The organism is Litoreibacter sp. GN1-5, from assembly GCF_055693805.1.
In genome coordinates, this window is record NZ_JBVFUP010000002.1 from 1 (window position 1) to 18087 (window position 18087).

18 protein-coding genes are annotated in these 18087 nt (G+C 53.0%); 3 read left to right on the top strand and 15 right to left on the bottom strand.

Features of this window, described 5'->3' with window-relative positions; translation table 11 throughout:
- The 13 genes from ACZ1HF_RS18790 to xylB all read right to left on the bottom strand — a co-directional run.
- A partial coding sequence (locus ACZ1HF_RS18790) for a hypothetical protein (protein WP_472659097.1) occupies positions 1–477 on the bottom strand: 477 nt, incomplete at its 3' end.
- Position 478: 1 nt separating this feature from the next.
- Positions 479–769: an HU family DNA-binding protein gene (locus ACZ1HF_RS18795; RefSeq protein WP_472659098.1), complete on the bottom strand. Its 291-nt coding sequence runs from the start codon at positions 767–769 to the stop codon at positions 479–481.
- A 137-nt stretch (positions 770–906) separates the two neighbouring features.
- A complete protein-coding gene (locus ACZ1HF_RS18800) occupies positions 907–2568 on the bottom strand; it encodes a GMC family oxidoreductase (RefSeq protein WP_472659099.1) in 1662 nt (553 codons plus the stop codon).
- A gap of 167 nt (positions 2569–2735) precedes the next feature.
- Complete coding sequence (locus ACZ1HF_RS18805) at positions 2736–3830, bottom strand: ABC transporter ATP-binding protein (RefSeq protein WP_472659100.1); 1095 nt, start codon at positions 3828–3830, stop codon at positions 2736–2738.
- Positions 3827–4663, bottom strand: coding sequence for a carbohydrate ABC transporter permease (locus tag ACZ1HF_RS18810; RefSeq protein WP_472659101.1), 837 nt, complete (start codon positions 4661–4663; stop codon positions 3827–3829). The genes ACZ1HF_RS18805 and ACZ1HF_RS18810 overlap by 4 nt, the downstream gene beginning before the upstream one ends.
- On the bottom strand, positions 4660–5202 hold the full coding sequence (locus tag ACZ1HF_RS18815) for a carbohydrate ABC transporter permease (protein WP_472659102.1): 543 nt from the start codon (positions 5200–5202) through the stop codon (positions 4660–4662). Before ACZ1HF_RS18815 ends, ACZ1HF_RS18810 begins: the two co-directional genes overlap by 4 nt.
- Before the next feature lie 11 nt (positions 5203–5213).
- Positions 5214–5561 (bottom strand): carbohydrate ABC transporter permease, encoded by a 348-nt coding sequence (locus ACZ1HF_RS18820; protein ID WP_472659103.1) that lies wholly within the window; start codon positions 5559–5561, stop codon positions 5214–5216.
- A gap of 62 nt (positions 5562–5623) precedes the next feature.
- The gene (locus ACZ1HF_RS18825; RefSeq protein ID WP_472659104.1) at positions 5624–6835 is read right to left on the bottom strand and encodes an ABC transporter substrate-binding protein; all 1212 of its coding nucleotides are present in this window, start codon (positions 6833–6835) and stop codon (positions 5624–5626) included.
- 44 nt (positions 6836–6879) lie between these two features.
- Positions 6880–8982: a glycoside hydrolase family 31 protein gene (locus ACZ1HF_RS18830; protein ID WP_472659105.1), complete on the bottom strand. Its 2103-nt coding sequence runs from the start codon at positions 8980–8982 to the stop codon at positions 6880–6882.
- A gap of 393 nt (positions 8983–9375) precedes the next feature.
- Positions 9376–10029, bottom strand: coding sequence for a fructose-6-phosphate aldolase (gene fsa / locus ACZ1HF_RS18835; protein ID WP_472659106.1), 654 nt, complete (start codon positions 10027–10029; stop codon positions 9376–9378).
- Positions 10030–10196: 167 nt separating this feature from the next.
- Positions 10197–11072, bottom strand: a complete 876-nt coding sequence (locus ACZ1HF_RS18840; RefSeq protein WP_472659107.1) for an amidohydrolase family protein — start codon at positions 11070–11072, stop codon at positions 10197–10199.
- A 67-nt stretch (positions 11073–11139) separates the two neighbouring features.
- A complete protein-coding gene (gene xylA, locus ACZ1HF_RS18845) occupies positions 11140–12459 on the bottom strand; it encodes a xylose isomerase (RefSeq protein WP_472659244.1) in 1320 nt (439 codons plus the stop codon).
- Positions 12459–13907: a xylulokinase gene (gene xylB, locus ACZ1HF_RS18850; RefSeq protein WP_472659245.1), complete on the bottom strand. Its 1449-nt coding sequence runs from the start codon at positions 13905–13907 to the stop codon at positions 12459–12461. The genes xylA and xylB overlap by 1 nt, the downstream gene beginning before the upstream one ends.
- A 169-nt stretch (positions 13908–14076) precedes the next feature.
- Between xylB and ACZ1HF_RS18855 the strand changes: the two genes are divergently transcribed.
- Positions 14077–15087 (top strand): LacI family DNA-binding transcriptional regulator, encoded by a 1011-nt coding sequence (locus ACZ1HF_RS18855; protein ID WP_472659108.1) that lies wholly within the window; start codon positions 14077–14079, stop codon positions 15085–15087.
- 83 nt (positions 15088–15170) lie between these two features.
- Here ACZ1HF_RS18855 and ACZ1HF_RS18860 read toward each other — a convergent pair whose 3' ends face one another.
- Positions 15171–15965: a 3-methyl-2-oxobutanoate hydroxymethyltransferase gene (locus ACZ1HF_RS18860; protein WP_472659109.1), complete on the bottom strand. Its 795-nt coding sequence runs from the start codon at positions 15963–15965 to the stop codon at positions 15171–15173.
- Positions 15966–16154: 189 nt separating this feature from the next.
- The gene (locus ACZ1HF_RS18865; RefSeq protein WP_472659110.1) at positions 16155–16979 is read right to left on the bottom strand and encodes an AraC family transcriptional regulator; all 825 of its coding nucleotides are present in this window, start codon (positions 16977–16979) and stop codon (positions 16155–16157) included.
- 100 nt (positions 16980–17079) lie between these two features.
- On the opposite strand from ACZ1HF_RS18865, the gene ACZ1HF_RS18870 reads away from it, so the two are divergent.
- The gene (locus tag ACZ1HF_RS18870; RefSeq protein ID WP_472659111.1) at positions 17080–17793 is read left to right on the top strand and encodes a phytanoyl-CoA dioxygenase family protein; all 714 of its coding nucleotides are present in this window, start codon (positions 17080–17082) and stop codon (positions 17791–17793) included.
- 68 nt (positions 17794–17861) lie between these two features.
- On the top strand, positions 17862–18074 hold the full coding sequence (locus tag ACZ1HF_RS18875; protein WP_472659112.1) for a hypothetical protein: 213 nt from the start codon (positions 17862–17864) through the stop codon (positions 18072–18074).
- Positions 18075–18087: the final 13 nt, after the last annotated feature.

Genomic DNA, 18087 nt, shown 5'->3' on the forward strand with positions numbered 1-18087 from the left:
TTCGGCCCATCGGTTCTCCCCGTTACCCAGAGCGAGGATAACGGGCAGGGCAAGACGGTCGGTCAAGGCTGCGAGATGCGTGATCCGCTCTCCAAGCGTCTGTCCCTCAAACCCCTTCTGCCATCTGGACGGGAAGGTGATAATGGCATTAGCCCCTGCGTTTTTGCAGGCGATCACATCATCGAACACCGCTTCAGTCAGCTCGCCGACACAGGAGACCAGAATCTGACTGTCCTTGAGACCGGCACGGGTGCAGCGGATGACTTCGAGGCGTTCATGCGGCGTCAATGAAAGCCGTTCCCGCACGCTTGTGTTGACGGCAATGCCGATGACGCCATCGATACGCGTTAGCCTGCGGGCCTGGTCGGTGATGGCGCGGCACAGCACACCGCCTGCATCATCGAAGGGTGTCAGAGTGGAGGCAATGATCCCGCCGGCGAGGGCTTCGAAGGTAATCCCCTGGTGTTCAAAGCACATATCACTTGTCCCCCTGTGCCATACGTCCCAACAGCTTGGTGGAAGGTTTGAAGGTGATCCGTTGGCGTTCTGAAATCAGCGCAGGCTTCCCGGTCTTGGGGTTCCGGCCCATACGCTCAGGCGACACATGGGTTCGAAAGCTGCCAAAGCCGGCCAGCTTGACGTATTCACCGCGCGCCAGAGCGTCTGACATCTGCTGCAGTATCGCATCCGAGATGGCCTTGGAGTCCCGCATGTCGATTGAACACTCGATGGAAACGCGTTCGGCGATCTGTCGGCGTGTCTTGGACATGGGGGAATCCTTTCTATTTGTTAGTTCTCATTGGCAAAAAAGCCCGACGGAGCGCACCGCGCTACACGCCGGGCCCAGACCGCTTTGGGAGGAAAGCGGAATGTCTTAGGATCGACTGGCAAAAAACGATGTCACACTCATGATGCGCGCCGATCTTGCAGGATCAGGTCACTGGCTTTTTCAGCGATCATCATGGTTGGTGCATTTGTGTTGCCTGAAACAATGCTTGGCATTACCGACGCATCGACAACGCGAAGGCCCTGGATGCCATGAACTTTAAGCCTATCGTCGACGACGGCTTGAGAGTCGCGCCCCATGCGACACGTGCTGGTAGGATGGTAAATCGTCTGGCTGATATTCCGTGCAGCGGCGAGCAGCGCGTCATCAGACTCGGGATTGTTCTCCGGTTTATGCTCCCTGACGATGAATGGTGAGAGTGCTTTTGTCTTGGTCATCGCCCGGGCAAATTTCATGGCTCTCACCGCGCAAAGTTGATCTGCGGTCGCACTGAGATAGTTCGGCACGATTTTCGGGTAATCTTCCGCGTGGGGCGACGCGATATGGATGTGCCCCCGGCTTTCCGGCCGAAGTTGGCAAACTGATGATGTGATACCAGAAAACGGGTGCATCTCAATTCCAGGTTTGTCCGCACTCAAAGGCTGGAAATGAAACTGAATGTCCGGTGTCTCCTGATTGGAATCTGATCGCGCGAATACGCAGACCTGGCTTGCGCCAACGCTCATTGGGCCTTTTCGGCGCAACGCGTAATTCAGTGCAATCCCCATCCGGGGCAAGAAACGGTTGATCGCGTCGTTGAGCGTCGGGGTATTGACCTCGTAAACCAGCCTAAGCTGCAAGTGATCTTGAAGATTTTCGCCAACCCCTGGTAACTCATGCCTGATCGCCACACCCGCCTTTGCGAGAACATCCGCTCTCCCGATGCCGGAAAGTTCGAGGAGTTGGGGAGATCCAATCGCACCGGCTGACAGGATCACTTCACCGCCGGGCCACAGGCTGATGGAACGGCGTTGACCACCGACCTCGAACTCCACACCGGAGACCCGTTTTGGGTTGTTTTTGTCGAACTCGACACGGCGAACATGGGCGTTCGTTATGATCTCAAGGTTCTTGCGGGTGCGCACGGGGCGCAAGAATGCTTTTGCAGACGAACATCTCAATCCTCGGTGAGCCGTTTGCTGGAAATAGCCCGCACCTTCTTGTTTTTCAGCGTTGTGATCATCCGAACGTGGCACGCCCAACTCCACGGCCGCATCCACGAAAGCTTCAGCAATCGTGCTCTTGGCCCGTATCAGCGATACAGAAAGATTGCCCGACCGACCGTGATACTCACTTTCACCAAGCTCATGACTCTCTGAGCGTTTGAAGTAGGGCAACACATCGTCGTAGCTCCAACCCGTATTGCCTGATTGGGCCCACTGATCGTAATCTTCGCGTTGCCCGCGCACATAAAGAAGCCCGTTGATAGAACTGGATCCGCCGAGGGTTTTGCCTCTTGGCCAATCTAGTGCCCTTCCATTTAACCCCGCCTCCGGCTCCGTCTTGTAACACCAGTCTGTCTTAGGGTTGTGCAACGTCTTGAAGTACCCGACAGGGATATGGATCCAAGGATTTGTGTCGCGTCCGCCGGCCTCCAACAGTACCACCCGCACATTCGGATCAGCACTTAAACGGTTGGCGAGCACGCAGCCAGCTGAGCCGGCACCAACAATGATATAGTCTGCCTTTCGAAGGTCGGCTTCCGCAGGACTGTTATGCCAAGGCTTCACAACCACCGCCATTCTCTAACGCTAAAAGCGCAAGCCGATTTCATTGGAGTGGTTTGTGTTTGCGCGGTCATATGTGTCTTCTCACTAGGTCAATGAGGTCGGTGGACGAGCCTGGGGCATGATCCACCGACCAACCGCTGCTACTGCTCGGGAGGAAGCTGACTGAAGCGGATGACGTTCTAACTGTTGACGATCGAGAGCTCTGTCTCAGGATCGAAAAGGTGAACATTCTCAGGTGCGATTTTTACACCGAGAACATCGCCGGGATTGGCTTTCAAATTGCCATCAGCAACGACAACCATCTCTGGTGAACCCTTTGCGAACAAAAAGGTAACCGACCCCGTTGCTTCGACGGCGCTCAGTGTAATGGGAACACTTCCTTTGGTATTCACATCAACTAATCCGAGATGTTCAGGACGAAGACCTGCAAGGACTGACCGTCCCGGTTCGAGTTTATGTGCAATCGCTATTTTTGGTGACCCGTCCAATTGCAGCGTGACTGATTGTCCGCCAGCATCGATTGTTCCTGGTACGAAGTTCATAGCGGGTGATCCAATGAACCCAGCCACAAAGCAATTGGCCGGATGCTCATAGAGGTCAAGCGGCGGGCCTTGCTGTTCAATCACACCAGCTCGCATGACAACCACATGATCTGCCATCGTCATCGCTTCGACCTGATCGTGTGTCACATAGACAGACGTTGAGCCTATGCGCTCATGCAGCGCGCGAATTTCTTTGCGCATCCGCACACGCAATGACGCATCAAGGTTAGACAACGGTTCATCAAACAGGAAGGCTTGTGGTTCCCTGATGATCGCACGCCCCATGGCAACACGCTGGCGCTGACCGCCGGAAAGCTCTTTAGGCTTCCGGTCGAGCAGGTCTTCCAGGCCAATGATGGCTGCAACTTCGTCTGCCTTTCGCGCTCTTTCTTCCTTGCTGACCTTTTTAAGCCTCAAGGCATAAGTCAGGTTGTCCCGTACATTCATATGCGGGTAGAGCGCATAGGATTGGAAGACCATCGCCAGATCACGTTTACGGGGTGGCATGTCATTGACCCGCGATCCGCCAACGTTAATTGTTCCAGACGAAATATCTTCCAGACCTGCCAAACTGCGCAGGAGCGTAGACTTGCCGCATCCCGATGGTCCCACCAAGGCAACGAACTGGCCTTTGGGAATCGCAATGTTGATCCCTTTGAGAGCGTGAAATGACCCATAATATTTATCAACGTCGATAAACTCGATCTGCATATTTTGTTTTTTTTCGTTCATTTGAGAGCACCAGATGTAAGTCCGTTGACGATGTGACGTTGCAACAAGACAAAAGCTGCCAGAATTGGCGTGATATAGATGGCAGCGAACGCCATGATTGAGTTCCACGTCACGATGTTAGGCTCGAGGTAATTGGTCATGCCAATAGACGCAGGCTGCAGACGGTTGTCGCTAATCAGGGATGTCGAATAGACGTATTCGCCAAAGCCCTGCATAAAGATGAGGAGCGCCGCTACGAGAATGCCGTTGCGTGCCAACGGCAACACGATCATTACGAAAGCACCGACGCGGGAGTTGCCGTCCACCAAAGCTGCTTCCTCAAGTTCCCGCGGCACGGTCATAAAGGCAGCACGGCACAAGATTACAAAGAACGGCATCGTCTTTGCGGCAAAGGCCAAGATGGTTGCGATGCGCGGATATTCCAATAGCCCAATCGAAGAGAAACCGAGGAAGATGGGCGTCACCATCAAGCTTGGCGGAAGGACCTGGAACATCAAGACAGCGAAAAGCGCGACGTCGATCCAGATGCTGCGATACCGTGCCAACACGTAGGAAGCGCCCGCGCCAAACAGGACCGTTACGAATGTGACGCCCGATGCAATGATGATTGAATTCTTCAGATAGCGGACGATGTCCGACTCCTGCCAGACTTCAACATAGGTCTGCCATTGCGGTGATCCGGGGAACAACTCCGGCGGAACCGCGAAAATTGACGAGTTCGACTTCAAGCTGGTGGAGTACATCCAGAACAACGGGAACAGATAAAAACCGGCGGCCAGCAAAGCGATGACAAAAAAGAGCCGGTGCTTGTTTGTGGTGCTTAAAGTAATCACAGGCGCGTCTCCTGACGTGTCGAGCGTACATAGATCACTGTTACCGCGAGGACGACGACGATCATGAGGACGGCGATGACTGAACCGCGGCCAAATTGAAACTCTCGGAAAGATAGCTGCCAAGACCAGTATTGTGCGACCAGTGATGAACCTGCCGGACCGCCGGATGTGATAGCTGCAAACAGGTCAAACTGTTGAAGGGTGAAAATAATGCCAAGCGACAAGACTGCACCTATGGTCGACCTCATCATAGGCAAAGTTATCGTCGTGAATTTCTGATAAGCAGTTGCGCCATCAAGAGATGCGGCTTCATAGAGATCATCTGGGATTCCAGCCAGGCCCACTGACAGTAGGATCATATTGAACGGTATGCCGTACCAGATACTCGCGAGGATCACTGAGAGAAGCGAATAGTCGATGTCTGAGCGCCAGAAAATAGGATCATCGATGAAGCCGAAGGATTCTAAGAGCCAGTTTATAACGCCAAAGTCACCTGCAAGCAGCCAATTCCAGAGTACCCCCACAACGAGGCCTGGCATAACCCAGCCTGCTAGAAACAGGCCGCGAAACCAGGTTGCTCCGGGAATTTCTGGTTGAAGAACAAGGCAAGTGCAAAGCCAATCGTAAACTGGAAGAAGACGGACGCGAACGTAAATACGGCTGTATTGTAAAGCACGGTCTGTGCGAGCGGGTCCTGGAAAACAGCGACGTAGTTGCCCCAGCCCACGAATTCGTGGAACAGTTTATTCAGGGCGAACATGTCGACTTCCTGAAAACTGATAATGATATTGTAGAGAAGCGGAAGTCCGGCAAACGCAAACAGGTAGCTGAGCGCAATCGCGATCAGCAGGGTATCAAACCCAATTCCATCTCTTAGTGATCTCGCCAAACGTGTCATGTGATCCGCGTTTCAAATGTATAGTGGGACGGGCCTGCAAAAAGCAGGCCCGTCGAAGGTCTTTAGTTTACGATAGCGGCGATTTTGGCAGCCGCTTCATCAAGTGCTTCTTGGGACGATTTCTGTCCAGTCAAAGCGGCTTGGATGGCGTCCTGAACGGCCTTAGAGATATTCGACCATTTTGGATGCGGCCCGCGAACGCGTGCATATTGCAGATCTTCGGCAAAAACCAGCGCAGCTGCATCGATTTTCGCATCACCTGTTGGCGCAACTTCGATACCCTTCTTGGATGAAAAGCGCGAAAACTCTGGCCACATACGATCAGCTTGGCTGTCCATGTATTCCAGGAATTTGAATGCCTCTTCTGGGTGCTCGGTGTTTGAGAAGATCGCAACATTCCAGTCACCCAGAGCAGACGCACGTGGTGCATCAGTCGAAGGTCGCGGAAGAAGCGTTACGCCCCAATCAAATTTGGCGTCGGAAGACATGCGCTTCAGTTCCCAAGGACCGGAAATCGCCATTGCGGCGTTGCCGGCGTTGAACGTGCCAGTGGAGTCCCACTGACCGCGCGTCAGCGTATCAGGAGATGTCAGGCCTTCGTCGAAGAGTTTCTTCCAGAAGTCGAGAGCTTGAGCGGCTCCGGCTGTGTTGATGTTTTCAAACGAGGCACCGGCCATTTGGGCCCAGGGAAGGAACTGGAACGTGCCCTCTTCAGATGCTTTCGCGGAGAATGCGAGGCCGTAAACATCCTTGGACGGATCGGTCAGCTTCTTCGCCGCTTCATAGAGTTCGTCCCATGTCTCCGGTGGATCATTCGGATCAAGCCCGGCCGCTTCGAACATGTCCTTGTTGTAGAACAGAGCGATCGTGCTTGAGGCGCGCGTGATGCCATAAGGCTTGCCTTCCCACTCGAGCGAAGAGCGCGGACCGTCGAAGTAGTTGTCCATGCTGATCTGATCTGATTTCGCGATGTGCGGTGACAGGTCGAGAAACGCACCGGCTTCGGAGAACGCTGAGTGGTTAGGGTTGTCGATCGAAATTAAGTCCGGATTGGCCTTCGTCGCGAATGCGCGTAGTGTTTCCGGAATAATATCGTCGAACTTGATTTCACGAACATCGATTTTCACACCGTTGTCCATTTCTGAAAACTCGTTTGCGAACACCGCTTCTGGTGCATTGTTCGCGACGGTCCACATGGTCAACGTCACGTCTTCCGCAAACGCGGCCGATGTGGCGAGGCACCAGGTAGCGGTGGCCATCAAAAGTTTTTTCATTTTTCACTCCCTTGTTGAACGCCAATACGGCGCACTTCTTAAAGTCAGTTCAATGCCGCAAAAGCCGCAGAGGCTTTCGAGTTGGCACCTTGGCGAATGAAGACAGGGCATTGACCCCATGGGCACTTCACATCCGCAGTTCCTCCTCCGTCGAAGACATCACCTGTCCAGACGTGTACCCATTTCTCACCCTGTGGCAGGGCAACTGTCATGCTCTCGACATTCTCATCGAGAACTGGCGCGACCAGCAGGTCAGGTCCAAGCATGTAACGACCTGCGTCCTCCCGCGATTCAACGTCGTTTTCGAAGTGGTAGAAGACGGGCGCCATGACCGGTGCGCCTGTCTTGGCAAATGCTGCAAAACACTCCTCCAGATAGGGCCGGAGCGCCTCGCGGACTTCGAGCAGTTTTGTAAGCACCGCTTCGACCTTATCACCGAAGGACCAGACCTCGTTTGATCCGCCTGACTCGATAAAGAGACGGACGGTGTCTTCGCCATAAGTGACATCTTCACCCGGTCCGGGGACCGGAAGTTCGTCTGGAATGCGGAAGCCATGAAGGCGGCAGATTGGCGAGAACACACCGAACTCGAACCACCGAACCAACAACTCGCGAAATTCTGGTCGGTTGCCCTGACCGTCGTAGAAGCCTCCGATGTCAGTGGTCCACCAGCCCAAACCGGACATGCCTGAATGCAGACCCGCCGGGATCTGCGCCCGGAACCACTCCCAGTTCGACCAGATATCGCCGCTCCAAAGAATGACACCGTGTGCATGTGATCCAGCCCATGCAGATCGGCAAAGCAAAACGCCGTCGCGCCCCTCTTCGTTCAGGCCTTCACGAAAGCGTTTCTCATGCAGCATCGGGTATGCACACATTACTTCTGCGCCATTGCCCAAAGCCGTACGCACATTTTCTGGATGTGCTGGTCGCATTTCAGGCTCGCACGCATCGATCCAGAAATGATCGATGTCATTGTCGATATAGTTGCGCTTGATGGTCTCCCAGTGGAAATCGCGCGCCTCTTCACTGAAAGCGTCATAGTAAGTCAGATACATTGGCCCGAACGGATCTTTATCGATCAGCCCCACCACAGCATCCACGCCCCGATCCGTCGTGATAAGGAGCCCGCGCTCGTTCATCTCTTTATAGTTTTCTGAGGTTACTGACACAGTTGGCCAGACAGACACCATGACTTCGACGCCGATGGAGCGCAGCTCTTTGACCATTCCTTTCGGATCGGGCCATTCAGCGGGATCAAATTTCCAATCGCCTTGCCGAGTCCAGTGGAAGAAGTCGATGACGATACAGGACAAAGGCAGCCCACGTCTTTTATACTCGTGGGCAACGCTAAGCAGCTCTTCTTGGGTCCGATAGCGCAATTTGCACTGCCAGAACCCCAATGCCCAATCCGGAATGACAGGGGAGTGGCCTGTCACATCGTGGTAGGCGCTGAGAATTTCGCGGTCGTTGTCGCCAGCTGTGATCCAGTAATCCATGCCGATGGTCGCATCCGCGCTCCAACGTGTGAGATTGGAGGCAAATTCGCACTTGCCGACAGCCGGATTGTTCCAAAGGAAACCGTAGCCGCGAGAGGAAATAACAAAGGGAATGACGGCATGCGCGTTTTGCTGCATCAGCGTGGTTGAAACACCCTTCAGGTTGGCTTTGCCGTGTTGTGGCTGGCCCAAACCATGCAAGAATTCATCGTCATACGCCTTAAAGGTTGTTTCGAGTTTGAACGACCCGCCAACATGGCCTTTAAAGTTGCGGGTCTTCGGCCCAGCAAAGTGACTTCGCGTTTCCGCCAAAAGCTCTTCGCCGGTGTCCGAACGAACATATTCGACAACCACTTCGCGTTTGATCTCAGCGCCATAACGCGTGACCACGCTCATATTCGCAGTGATCCGGCCGTTGGAAATAGAAGCCTTGTCTGGTCCCAATGTGATGCTGTTGCCGTCTTTTTGATTGGCTTCAGCGCCGCTTATCAGAGCACTTACATGCGGCTCTACAACGTCCGCACCTGGTCTGGCACGCACGCGCAAACCGTCTTTTCCCCACGGTTCAATACGCAATGTCTCACCCAAAAAGCGGGCAACCAGTGCTCCGTCGTCTGCCGTGAACGGGGATGTCGGTTCAGTTGTCATTTAGCCTCCAAGCGAGCGGACTCATCAATCTCAAGTCGTTACGAACGGCACTGCTGATATTCAGCAAGCCGAAAAAATTTGTGGGAAGTAATCAGTCGGCAGTACGCACACTACGTGCGGCGTGTTGCCGTCGACTGCATCTCCTCCCTAGCAATCGAAGCTATTCCGTTTCATGAAAACCGTCAATACAAACGTTTGTATTTTTTGTTTTTTATCATGCAATCGTTTGGAACGGGATTGTCACGAGTTTTGAAGAAGTGCTCGAAACGGGCATAAGCTAGGTTCTAGTGGTGCTCAATGAGATAGCAATTCACCAGCTGCAAGACAGCAGTTCAGCGATCAAGTACCAGATCTAACTGCCACTCGGACATCGTTGCGCAGCGCACGAACAAGTCAGCTGATCGTTTGACCCGTTTTCTCCCAGTCCGACAGAAAGTCAGCGAGACCTTTGTCGGTGAGAGGATGCTTGACCAATTGTGTGATGGTGCTGGGAGGCATGGTTGCCACGTCAGCACCAGCAAGCGCGCAGTCTTTGACATGGTTGGCCGTGCGAATAGATGCCGCCAGGATTTGAGTCTCAAAGCTGTAATTGTCAAAAATCGTGCGGATGTCTTCGATCAGCGCCATGCCGTCCGATGCCATGTCATCGACACGGCCGATAAACGGAGACACGTAAGTGGCCCCTGCCTTGGCAACCAGCAAGGCCTGATTGGGGCTAAAACACAATGTCATGTTGGTCTTGAAGCCTTCATCAACCAGTGTTTTGCAAGCCCGGACACCGTCGAGAGTAATCGGCAATTTGATGCAGATGTTCTTTGCGATAGCCGCAAGCGTGCGACCTTCTTTGAGCATCTGTTCATAATCGGTGGCGGCGACCTCACCAGAAACGTCTCCTTCAACGATTTCGCAAATTTCAGCCAGAGTTTCCTTAATGTCGCGTCCTGATTTCAGGATCAGCGATGGGTTGGTCGTCACGCCATCGAGCATTCCTGTAGCGTTCCATTCGCGGATCTCATCAACGTTCGCGGTGTCGAGAAAGAATTTCATAAGTTTGTCTCCAGTTGTTGTGAGTTGGTTCTGATATTATTTCGAGTGTTGCCGCTCTGACCGCATTTGTGGTGCAGCAACGTCAGAGCGACGAGGGTCACTCGATCAGGCGTCGCCGACCATGGATCCGTGAAAGTGTCAGGGCGCATCTCACGCCACTTGAACGCCTAAATCCGATAGAGACGAGCAGCTGTATCGTTAAAGATCGCCTGCTGATCCTCGGGACTCAGATGACCAGCACCTCGTTGGAAAGCCGCGAATAAGTCGTCATAACTGGTCCAAAGCTTTTCAATCGGAAAGTTTGAGCCGAACAGGCACCGATGTGCGCTAAACATGCTGACGGTCTCTTCTATCATTTTTGCAATGAATGAAGGATCGTTCTTGTGAACGAAAGTACCGAAGCCTGACAGTTTGCTGCAAACATTCGGACAGGACGCTAGTGCTTTCATACCGGTACGCCATTGTTCGACGCCCTCATCACTTAGGTCCTCAAGCATTCCGGCATGGGTAAGGATGAAGGTGACATCTGGACAGCTTTGCACCAAGTTCACCGCATCGTGCATTTGGGACGAAAACACTTGCAACTCAAACACCCAATCATAGTCTGACAGGCGGCGAATGTTGTCTTGGAGTGTCTCGCTTGTGCAAAGGTCGTTAGCACTCGCGAAGCGATAGAGCGGTTTCTCGTGCCAATGCAACTGCTGCCGTATGCCACGCATCAATGGATATTTCTTCAGGCGATCCAGTTGTGGACGCACGTCACCCGTCGTGAAATCTGCGTATCCGACGATGGCATGCGGCCAACCGCTTTGATCCGCCACGGATTGCACCCACGCCACTTCATTCTCATACAAATCGGTAGGCCAGTTAGCCTGCACATAAACTGATTTGGTGATCCCGGTACGTTTAAGATCGTCAATATATTCCTCGACCAGATAGTCGCGCTTGATCGCGCCGTAAGGACCAAAAATACGTGGCTGCTCGGGACCGAGCAGCCAAGGCAGATCTTTCTGCAACCAGATGTGGTGATGGGCATCAATCATGCCGACTTCTTTCTTCGATCTATTTATCTTTCCCGGTCAAGCATGCTTGTTTCAGCTTTTGTGCCTGTCAAACGTAACGATTGACGATGTTTTCCAGCAGTTCTTGTCTGCCGGATTTGGGCTCAGGGTTTATGTTTTCAGCTGCTACCCACTCAGCGATTTGATCGAGAGAACGATCACCAGAAAGCATCTTTTTGGCACTTTCTTGCGACCAACCGGCGTAACGCTCTTCGAGTGGCCCGGACAAGGCTTTGTCTTCGATCATGGCGGCTGCGGCTTTCAACCCGCGGGCACAGCAATCCATGCCGCCAATGTGAGCGATCAGCAGATCATCAGCGTCAAGCGATTGACGGCGCAATTTGGCGTCAAAGTTGGTACCGCCAGTCTTAAATCCACCGCCACGGAGTACCTCATAATAGGCAAGGGCCATTTCGGGAACATTGTTTGGGAATTGGTCTGTGTCCCATCCGGACTGATAGTCGTTCCGGTTCATGTCAATTGATCCAAAAATACCCAGAGCGTTTGCCAGCGCCAGCTCATGCTCAAAGGAATGACCTGCCAGAATAGCGTGACCTTGTTCAATGTTTACTTTGACCTCGTCTTCAAGGCCATGGCGCTTCAGGAACCCGTAAACGGTGGCAACATCATAGTCGTATTGATGCTTTGTCGGCTCTTGTGGTTTGGGTTCTAGCAAGATCGTCCCTTTGAACCCGATCTTGTGCTTGTATTCCACCACGAGATTGAGGAACCGCCCGAGCTGCTCGTCTTCGCGTTTCAAATCAGTGTTAAGCAGGGTTTCATATCCCTCGCGGCCGCCCCAAAGAACATAGTTTTCGCCACCCAGTTTGTGTGTCGCATCAATACATGTTCTGACTGTAGCGGCACCAAAGGCAAACACGTCCGGATCCGGGTTTGTGGCAGCGCCGCTCATATAGCGCCGATGGGAGAAAAGATTGGCCGTGCCCCAGAGCAACTTCATGCCTGTTTCGGCTTGTTTGGCAGCGAAGTGATCGACGATTTCTTCAAGGTTCCGCGTGTTCTCGGCGAAACTTGAGCCTTCCGGACGCACATCTGCGTCGTGGAAACAATAATAAGGCACGCCCAAAGCCGTGAACATCTCGAATGCCACGTCAGCTTTCAGCTTGGCTGCTTGCATCTCATCAGCCATGCGATCAGGAAACCATGGACGGTCAAAAGTCTGTCCACCAAAAGGATCACCGCCCGGCCAGGCGAAGCTGTGCCAGTAGGCGCAGGCAAAACGAAGATGGTCTTCCATCCGTTTTCCCATGACCATTTCATTGGGGTCATAGTAGCGAAATGCCAGAGGATTATCAGACTTCGGACCCTCAAAGGGGACTTTTTCAATAGGGAAGAAACCAGTAGTCATCATATATCCTTTACGGCTTGATAGAGTTTTCTATATTTTTGGAAGGCACGCTCGTAGAGCGGGACGAGTGCTTGATCCGGCTCGATGACACGCTCGATAACCGGCAGAACCATCACGTCGGCTGGCGATTTGTCACCGGCGCCGATCATCGCCAATCGAGCTGCACCGAGAGCTGCACCAAAGTCACCCTTTTCAGGAATCTGAATCGGCATACCCAACGTGTTTGCCAATGTTGATATCCAGAAATCTGATTTTGATCCGCCACCGACCGCGATCAACGAAGCAGGATTGCAGCCCGTACTGCGCAGGGCATCCAGACAATCGCGAAGTGAGAAGCTGACCCCTTCCATGACCGATTGCGTCAACGCTCTGTGATCGGTTGTTTTGGCGAGGCCAAAGAAAGCGCCACGAATATTTGCGTCATTGTGCGGCGTCCGTTCGCCGGACAGATAAGGCAAAAAGAGGATAGGGCAGGGACCTGAAGCTTTCGCGGGCAACAAACTCGATAGGTTAGCCGCATCGCTACCAAGGTTCTCGGCAAGCCATTCAAGACTGTCGGTCGCAGACAGACTGACGCCCATTTGGTACCATTTGTCAGGCACTGCGTGACAAAAAGTATGTACCGCCGAGGCAGGTTCTGGAGCATAGCTATCACGCGCGACAAGAACGACACCTGACGTCCCGAGCGACACAAAACCTTGTCCCTCATCGAACGCACCAATGCCGCTTGCCGCACAGGCATTGTCCGCTCCACCGGCGACAACGCTGGTGTGTGCGGTCAATCCAAACTCATCGGCAAGCGCTTGTCTGATCGTACCAACGCGCTCAGACCCCTCGTGCAAAGCCGGTAGTTGGGTCATTGTCATTTTGGTCGCCGACACCAGGGTTTCAGACCATTGTCGATTTCCAACATCGAGCCAGCTCGTGCCTGACGCATCAGACATATCGCTCGCGACCGACCCAGTCAGCCAGTAGACGAGATAGTCTTTAGGCAGCATGACATTGGCGACACGCTCAAACAGCTCTGGTTCATTTTTCGCCATCCACGCGAGCTTCGGAGCCGTGAAACCTGGAAAGACAATATTCCCTGATAATTTCCGAAATTGGGGATCCGCATCAAGTTCAGCGGCCTCGATGGCGGACCGAGTGTCATTCCATAAGATACAGGGTCTGATCACTTTGAAATCTTGATCCAGTGTCACTGCCCCATGCATGTGACCAGAGATTCCAATCCCATTAACGTTCGACAACGCTTTTGCCGCTTTTGAGCGCAATTGGCTCATCACATCCTTACAAGCATCAATCCACGCCGCTGGATCCTGCTCTGACCAACCGTCATTTGGATTTGATACGGAGTAGCTGCTGGAAGCATCCTCGATCGGAGACCCAGAAGCGTCCACCAAGAGTCCGCGCAGTCCCGACGTACCTAAATCCAACCCAAGAAACATGACTTTAATCACCATATGCGAGATTTTCCGGGAGGTTTTTCTCCCAGCCACATCGTTATGTGGAATCCTTTATCTCGTCAATACAAACGTTTGTATTTTGTGCAGACTTGCTATCCAATCGATTGGATATCTATTACTTCTAAGTTGAATCAACATTTGGGGAGCGGCTATGGCGCGCATTGGCATCAAGCAACTGGCAGAACAACTGAACGTCGATGTCTCTACGGTATCGCGCGCGTTGCGTGACGACCCTCGTGTAAAACCGGAAACCAAAGCGCTTGTGCGCGATCTTGCAAATAAGCTGGAATACCGACCCAACGCCGCGGCGCGTGCACTAAAAGGCGGACGAACAGGGCGCGTTGCCGTTCTGTTGTCACCACCTCAACAGCGCTTTGCCAGTCCCGTGTTCCTGGAATTGCTATCGACGCTTGATGCGTATCTGAGACCGCAAAAAATGTCCTTGGCCGTTTTTGCCGCGCATGACTGGGACGAAGAAATCGACATCGTGCGTTCTGTTGTTGATGACCACCTGGCCGATGGGATCATTTTGGGTCGCACACGCCAGGACGACAAGCGCATCCGTTTTTTGCTAGATCGCGACTTTCCATTCGTGAGCTTCGGCCAGACCCTCTGGCCGAATGAGCATTCATGGGTTGAGATCGACTATGCGGAAGCGGGGCGGATAGCCATTTCAGCGCTGGCAAGCCATAAACCAGACTCTCTGTCGGTCATTACTGCATCGGAAGGTCTGCGGTTCGCAGACAATTTTGTGAAGGGGGCTTTAGAAGAAGCTGAGCGATCGGGCCTGAACGATGTGCATATCCGCCGTGAGGAAATGTCGGAAGATCAAGGCGAGATCGTTGCGAAGGAGGAACTTGAGCGTGACGGCCGCTTAGCCTTCGCTTGCATTCAGGATTCATTGGCCTTCGGGTTTTTTCGGGGAGCTGCTCAACAGGGCCGGCAAGTCGGTTCGGATATCGCGTTGTTTGGTGGACAGAATTTTCCAGGGTCCGAACATACAGCGCCGCCTTTGTCGACTTTTTCGACGCAAGACCAGAAGGTCGCAGATTTGCTAAGCAATGTGATGCTGAAACGGCTGAACAGTGACGGAAAATTCGTGCCCGAGCATCACACGATCGCACCGATCCCGATGCTCAGAGCTTCTCATCTGTTGGATTAGTCCAAGTAACCCTTATGATAATTGACTGAAACGCGTGCCGGTGTTGCCAGCAGGCATTCCAGTCAGTTTGTTTGGATTTAATGCTATCCTTTGTCTTTTACACGCTGCAAGAAGCCGGCGAGTTCGTCATCGCTGATTGCAACCGTATGCTTGGTCTCGGGATAAGACTGATTGTCGACATCGGCCTTAAATTCCTGAAAAGCGGCAATGCGTTCGCTTTGCAAACGTTTGTATTCGTCGGCAAAATTTCGGTATGTTTTTGAGTGGCGCGGTTTATGACCATTTGTGTAGCCAAGCACATCATTGGCAAATAGATATTGCGCATCTGCATGGGCACCGGCCCCCATCCCCAACAGCACCAGATCGGTGTGTTTCGAGATTTCCTCGGCCACGCGATCTGGTACGACTTCGATTTCCACTGCAAAGCAGCCAATCTCTTCAAACACTTTGACTTGCTCAAAGACACTGAAGGCACTTTCTGCAGTCTTCCCGACCGCCTTAAAGCCACCAGTCCAAGTCACTTTATGCGGAATCAATCCAACATGGCCGACCATTGGAATGCCATCATCCGCTAGTGCTTTGATCTTGCTAATCCCCGATGCACAATAGATGCAGTCCGCCCCGAGTTTCATGAGTTGGTGAGCGGAGCGTTGATGGTCTTCCAACGTGACGACATCACGATAGGACAATCCGACTTGGACGAAGCAATCTCCGGCTGCCTCGCGCAGTTCCGGCGTCCATCTTTCGGCTGAAACACTCAACATGTCTATCCCGGCCTCACTGGCTGCTGCGGCCTCTTCAGGGGTGAAGACGTAGAGCATACTCAATTGTCTTTTGCCCTTGAGGGCTTTGATTTCGGCGACAGTTTTACGACCCATTTATGGTCCTCCTTTAAGATGATCCCGACAGCGTCGGACTTTAGTATTTTTGGCTTTGGCCGTCTTGTCTGAGCCTGAAAGCATGTCTGTTGTGAGCGATCGCCAAATAGACAAGATAGCGGCTATGACAATCAGCCTCTTTATTCTGGTGTTGCTGTTTCGTGGTTTCTTCGCGGTTCAAACCACCTGTTAGCGATGATGATCTCCTTCCTTTGCAATGCGTGGCGACTGTCCGCGAGAAGCACGATAGGCGCGGAAGAAGTTTGAATAATCGCCAAACCCTGACTCCAGAGCCACCGTCAGCAAGGAAATCTCTGGGTTCGTCTGCATGAGACGATCGGCCAACTCCAGCCGCACGCGTGTTCGATGGGCGGAAAGGGTCTCGCCTGTTTCCTTGCGGAACACTTGTCCCAACCGGTTTGGCGTCAGCCCAACCTTTTGAGCGATCTCAGCCACGTGCAGCGATGGCTCTTCACGTAGAGCTTCAAGTGCGGTCGCGACCGCCGGATGTGTGGCGTTCATCTGCTCTGGAGCCGCCAAGCTCCAAGCTGACCAAGCTTGATAGACCCACCATTGTAGCCCGAGCTTGAGTGCTTGCTGTGCCTTCAGGCCGGTCAGTGATCCAGCCAATTTTGACAGCTCTTGTGACTCATCTGGCGTTAGGACACGTGGATCAACCGGATTTCCCGGCCTCTCGGCCGCTAGCACTGGGGGGTAGAGTGTCTGATCGTCCAAAATCTCCGGAGCCAAAACAGCCACGACCATATCAAAGTCACTGCTTTCCTGAACGAGGAAATGGACCTGATCGGAGTGGGCAAGGATCAGTGTGCGTGGTCCCGCGCTGAAATAGTCGCCGTCCACATAATAGCGCATCCGCCCGGTGAGGCAGAGCAACATGACAAGCTCCCGATGACGGCGTGGCTCGGGCTCGGCAAAACGCGTCTGAGTCGCGCGACGCCAGATCCTGCCGGGTTCACCGGGTTCCAAAAATTGCTTAGGTTCAGGCTTTTTCATGATCTAGATTACGCATTTCGCAATGTATTTGGTATTTTTCGCAAGGACAATCGTTTGTTTCTGGGGTATTTGTGAGGAAATTGCAATATGGAGAAGCAACATGAAAGCCTTACCCGCGAACGCCAAAGATGAATATTTCAAAAATGGGTATGCGATATTCCCGAGCATTCTAGATGAGGATGAGCTTGAAGCGCTCCGCGAGTCTTGCAACACGCTGATGGATGAGCCTGTCGATGATGACAAAGGCGGTAAGGGCCACGATATTGGCCGCGGGATGGATCGCCGTTTTCTCCGTCACCGTCACACAGACCTGCCAAAGCTTGGCAAATTTGTTCTGGGCGACGCGATGAAAGAGTTCGCATCAGAGTTTATCGGCGACACGCCACATCTGTTTAACGAGCAGTTTGTGGTGAAAGGTCCAAAAACCGGTGCATCATTCGCCTGGCACCAAGACAGCGGCTACCTCGACTTCAAACACAAGCCATACCTAACCGTCTGGATCGCACTTGATGACACGACCATTGAGAACGGTGCGGTCTATGTTCTGCCCCAAGATTTGAATGATCCAGATCCGTTCATCAAACACAAATGGGATGAAGTCGGCAAAGAGATGGTCGGCTATGACGGTGACAAACCAGGTGAGCCAGCCATCGTTCCTGCGGGCTCGGTCGTGATTTTCTCGTCGGTCACTCTCCACCGCTCATCATCCAACACAACGGATAAGCCTCGCCGTGGGTTCCTCGCACAATATTCTCCCGAACCAATCATCGATCCCAAGACTGACAAGCCGATGATTTTTGCGACGGCACTCTAAGCGATGCCGGGCCTGGGATTCCCCAGGCCCGAACAACCTATCTCACACTTTTTCCGAAGGAGAACGCCATGCAGTCGGCACCCGCCATTGGCATGCAAAACGCGGCTGTTTCTGGCCGTACCATTATAGACGCTGTACCCACATCTCCGCTCGCGCGAACCGGCAAGACCGTCGGCCCCAATGGCAAACCCAAATGTGCCAACTGCCGTCGTTGCGTGTGCGCAAAGGTTATGTCGCAATTCAACGATGCTAAGCGCAGCGATGACGGCTCCGGCCTTTAGGATGTTTTCAGCG

What these genes read in the sequence shown, in the direction of transcription:
- ACZ1HF_RS18820 (WP_472659103.1), bottom strand. Translation starts at nt 5,561, where the DNA reads ATGACACGTTTGGCGAGATCACTAAGAGATGGAATTGGGTTTGATACC.
- ACZ1HF_RS18875 (WP_472659112.1), top strand. Translation starts at nt 17,862, where the DNA reads ATGCAGTCGGCACCCGCCATTGGCATGCAAAACGCGGCTGTTTCTGGC.
- ACZ1HF_RS18825 (WP_472659104.1), bottom strand. Translation starts at nt 6,835, where the DNA reads ATGAAAAAACTTTTGATGGCCACCGCTACCTGGTGCCTCGCCACATCG.
- ACZ1HF_RS18870 (WP_472659111.1), top strand. Translation starts at nt 17,080, where the DNA reads ATGAAAGCCTTACCCGCGAACGCCAAAGATGAATATTTCAAAAATGGG.
- ACZ1HF_RS18805 (WP_472659100.1), bottom strand. Translation starts at nt 3,830, where the DNA reads ATGAACGAAAAAAAACAAAATATGCAGATCGAGTTTATCGACGTTGAT.
- ACZ1HF_RS18800 (WP_472659099.1), bottom strand. Translation starts at nt 2,568, where the DNA reads ATGGCGGTGGTTGTGAAGCCTTGGCATAACAGTCCTGCGGAAGCCGAC.
- ACZ1HF_RS18860 (WP_472659109.1), bottom strand. Translation starts at nt 15,965, where the DNA reads ATGGGTCGTAAAACTGTCGCCGAAATCAAAGCCCTCAAGGGCAAAAGA.
- xylB (WP_472659245.1), bottom strand. Translation starts at nt 13,907, where the DNA reads ATGTTTCTTGGGTTGGATTTAGGTACGTCGGGACTGCGCGGACTCTTG.
- ACZ1HF_RS18815 (WP_472659102.1), bottom strand. Translation starts at nt 5,202, where the DNA reads ATGCCAGGCCTCGTTGTGGGGGTACTCTGGAATTGGCTGCTTGCAGGT.
- xylA (WP_472659244.1), bottom strand. Translation starts at nt 12,459, where the DNA reads ATGACTACTGGTTTCTTCCCTATTGAAAAAGTCCCCTTTGAGGGTCCG.
- ACZ1HF_RS18830 (WP_472659105.1), bottom strand. Translation starts at nt 8,982, where the DNA reads ATGACAACTGAACCGACATCCCCGTTCACGGCAGACGACGGAGCACTG.
- ACZ1HF_RS18865 (WP_472659110.1), bottom strand. Translation starts at nt 16,979, where the DNA reads ATGAAAAAGCCTGAACCTAAGCAATTTTTGGAACCCGGTGAACCCGGC.
- ACZ1HF_RS18840 (WP_472659107.1), bottom strand. Translation starts at nt 11,072, where the DNA reads ATGATTGATGCCCATCACCACATCTGGTTGCAGAAAGATCTGCCTTGG.
- ACZ1HF_RS18795 (WP_472659098.1), bottom strand. Translation starts at nt 769, where the DNA reads ATGTCCAAGACACGCCGACAGATCGCCGAACGCGTTTCCATCGAGTGT.
- ACZ1HF_RS18855 (WP_472659108.1), top strand. Translation starts at nt 14,077, where the DNA reads ATGGCGCGCATTGGCATCAAGCAACTGGCAGAACAACTGAACGTCGAT.
- fsa (WP_472659106.1), bottom strand. Translation starts at nt 10,029, where the DNA reads ATGAAATTCTTTCTCGACACCGCGAACGTTGATGAGATCCGCGAATGG.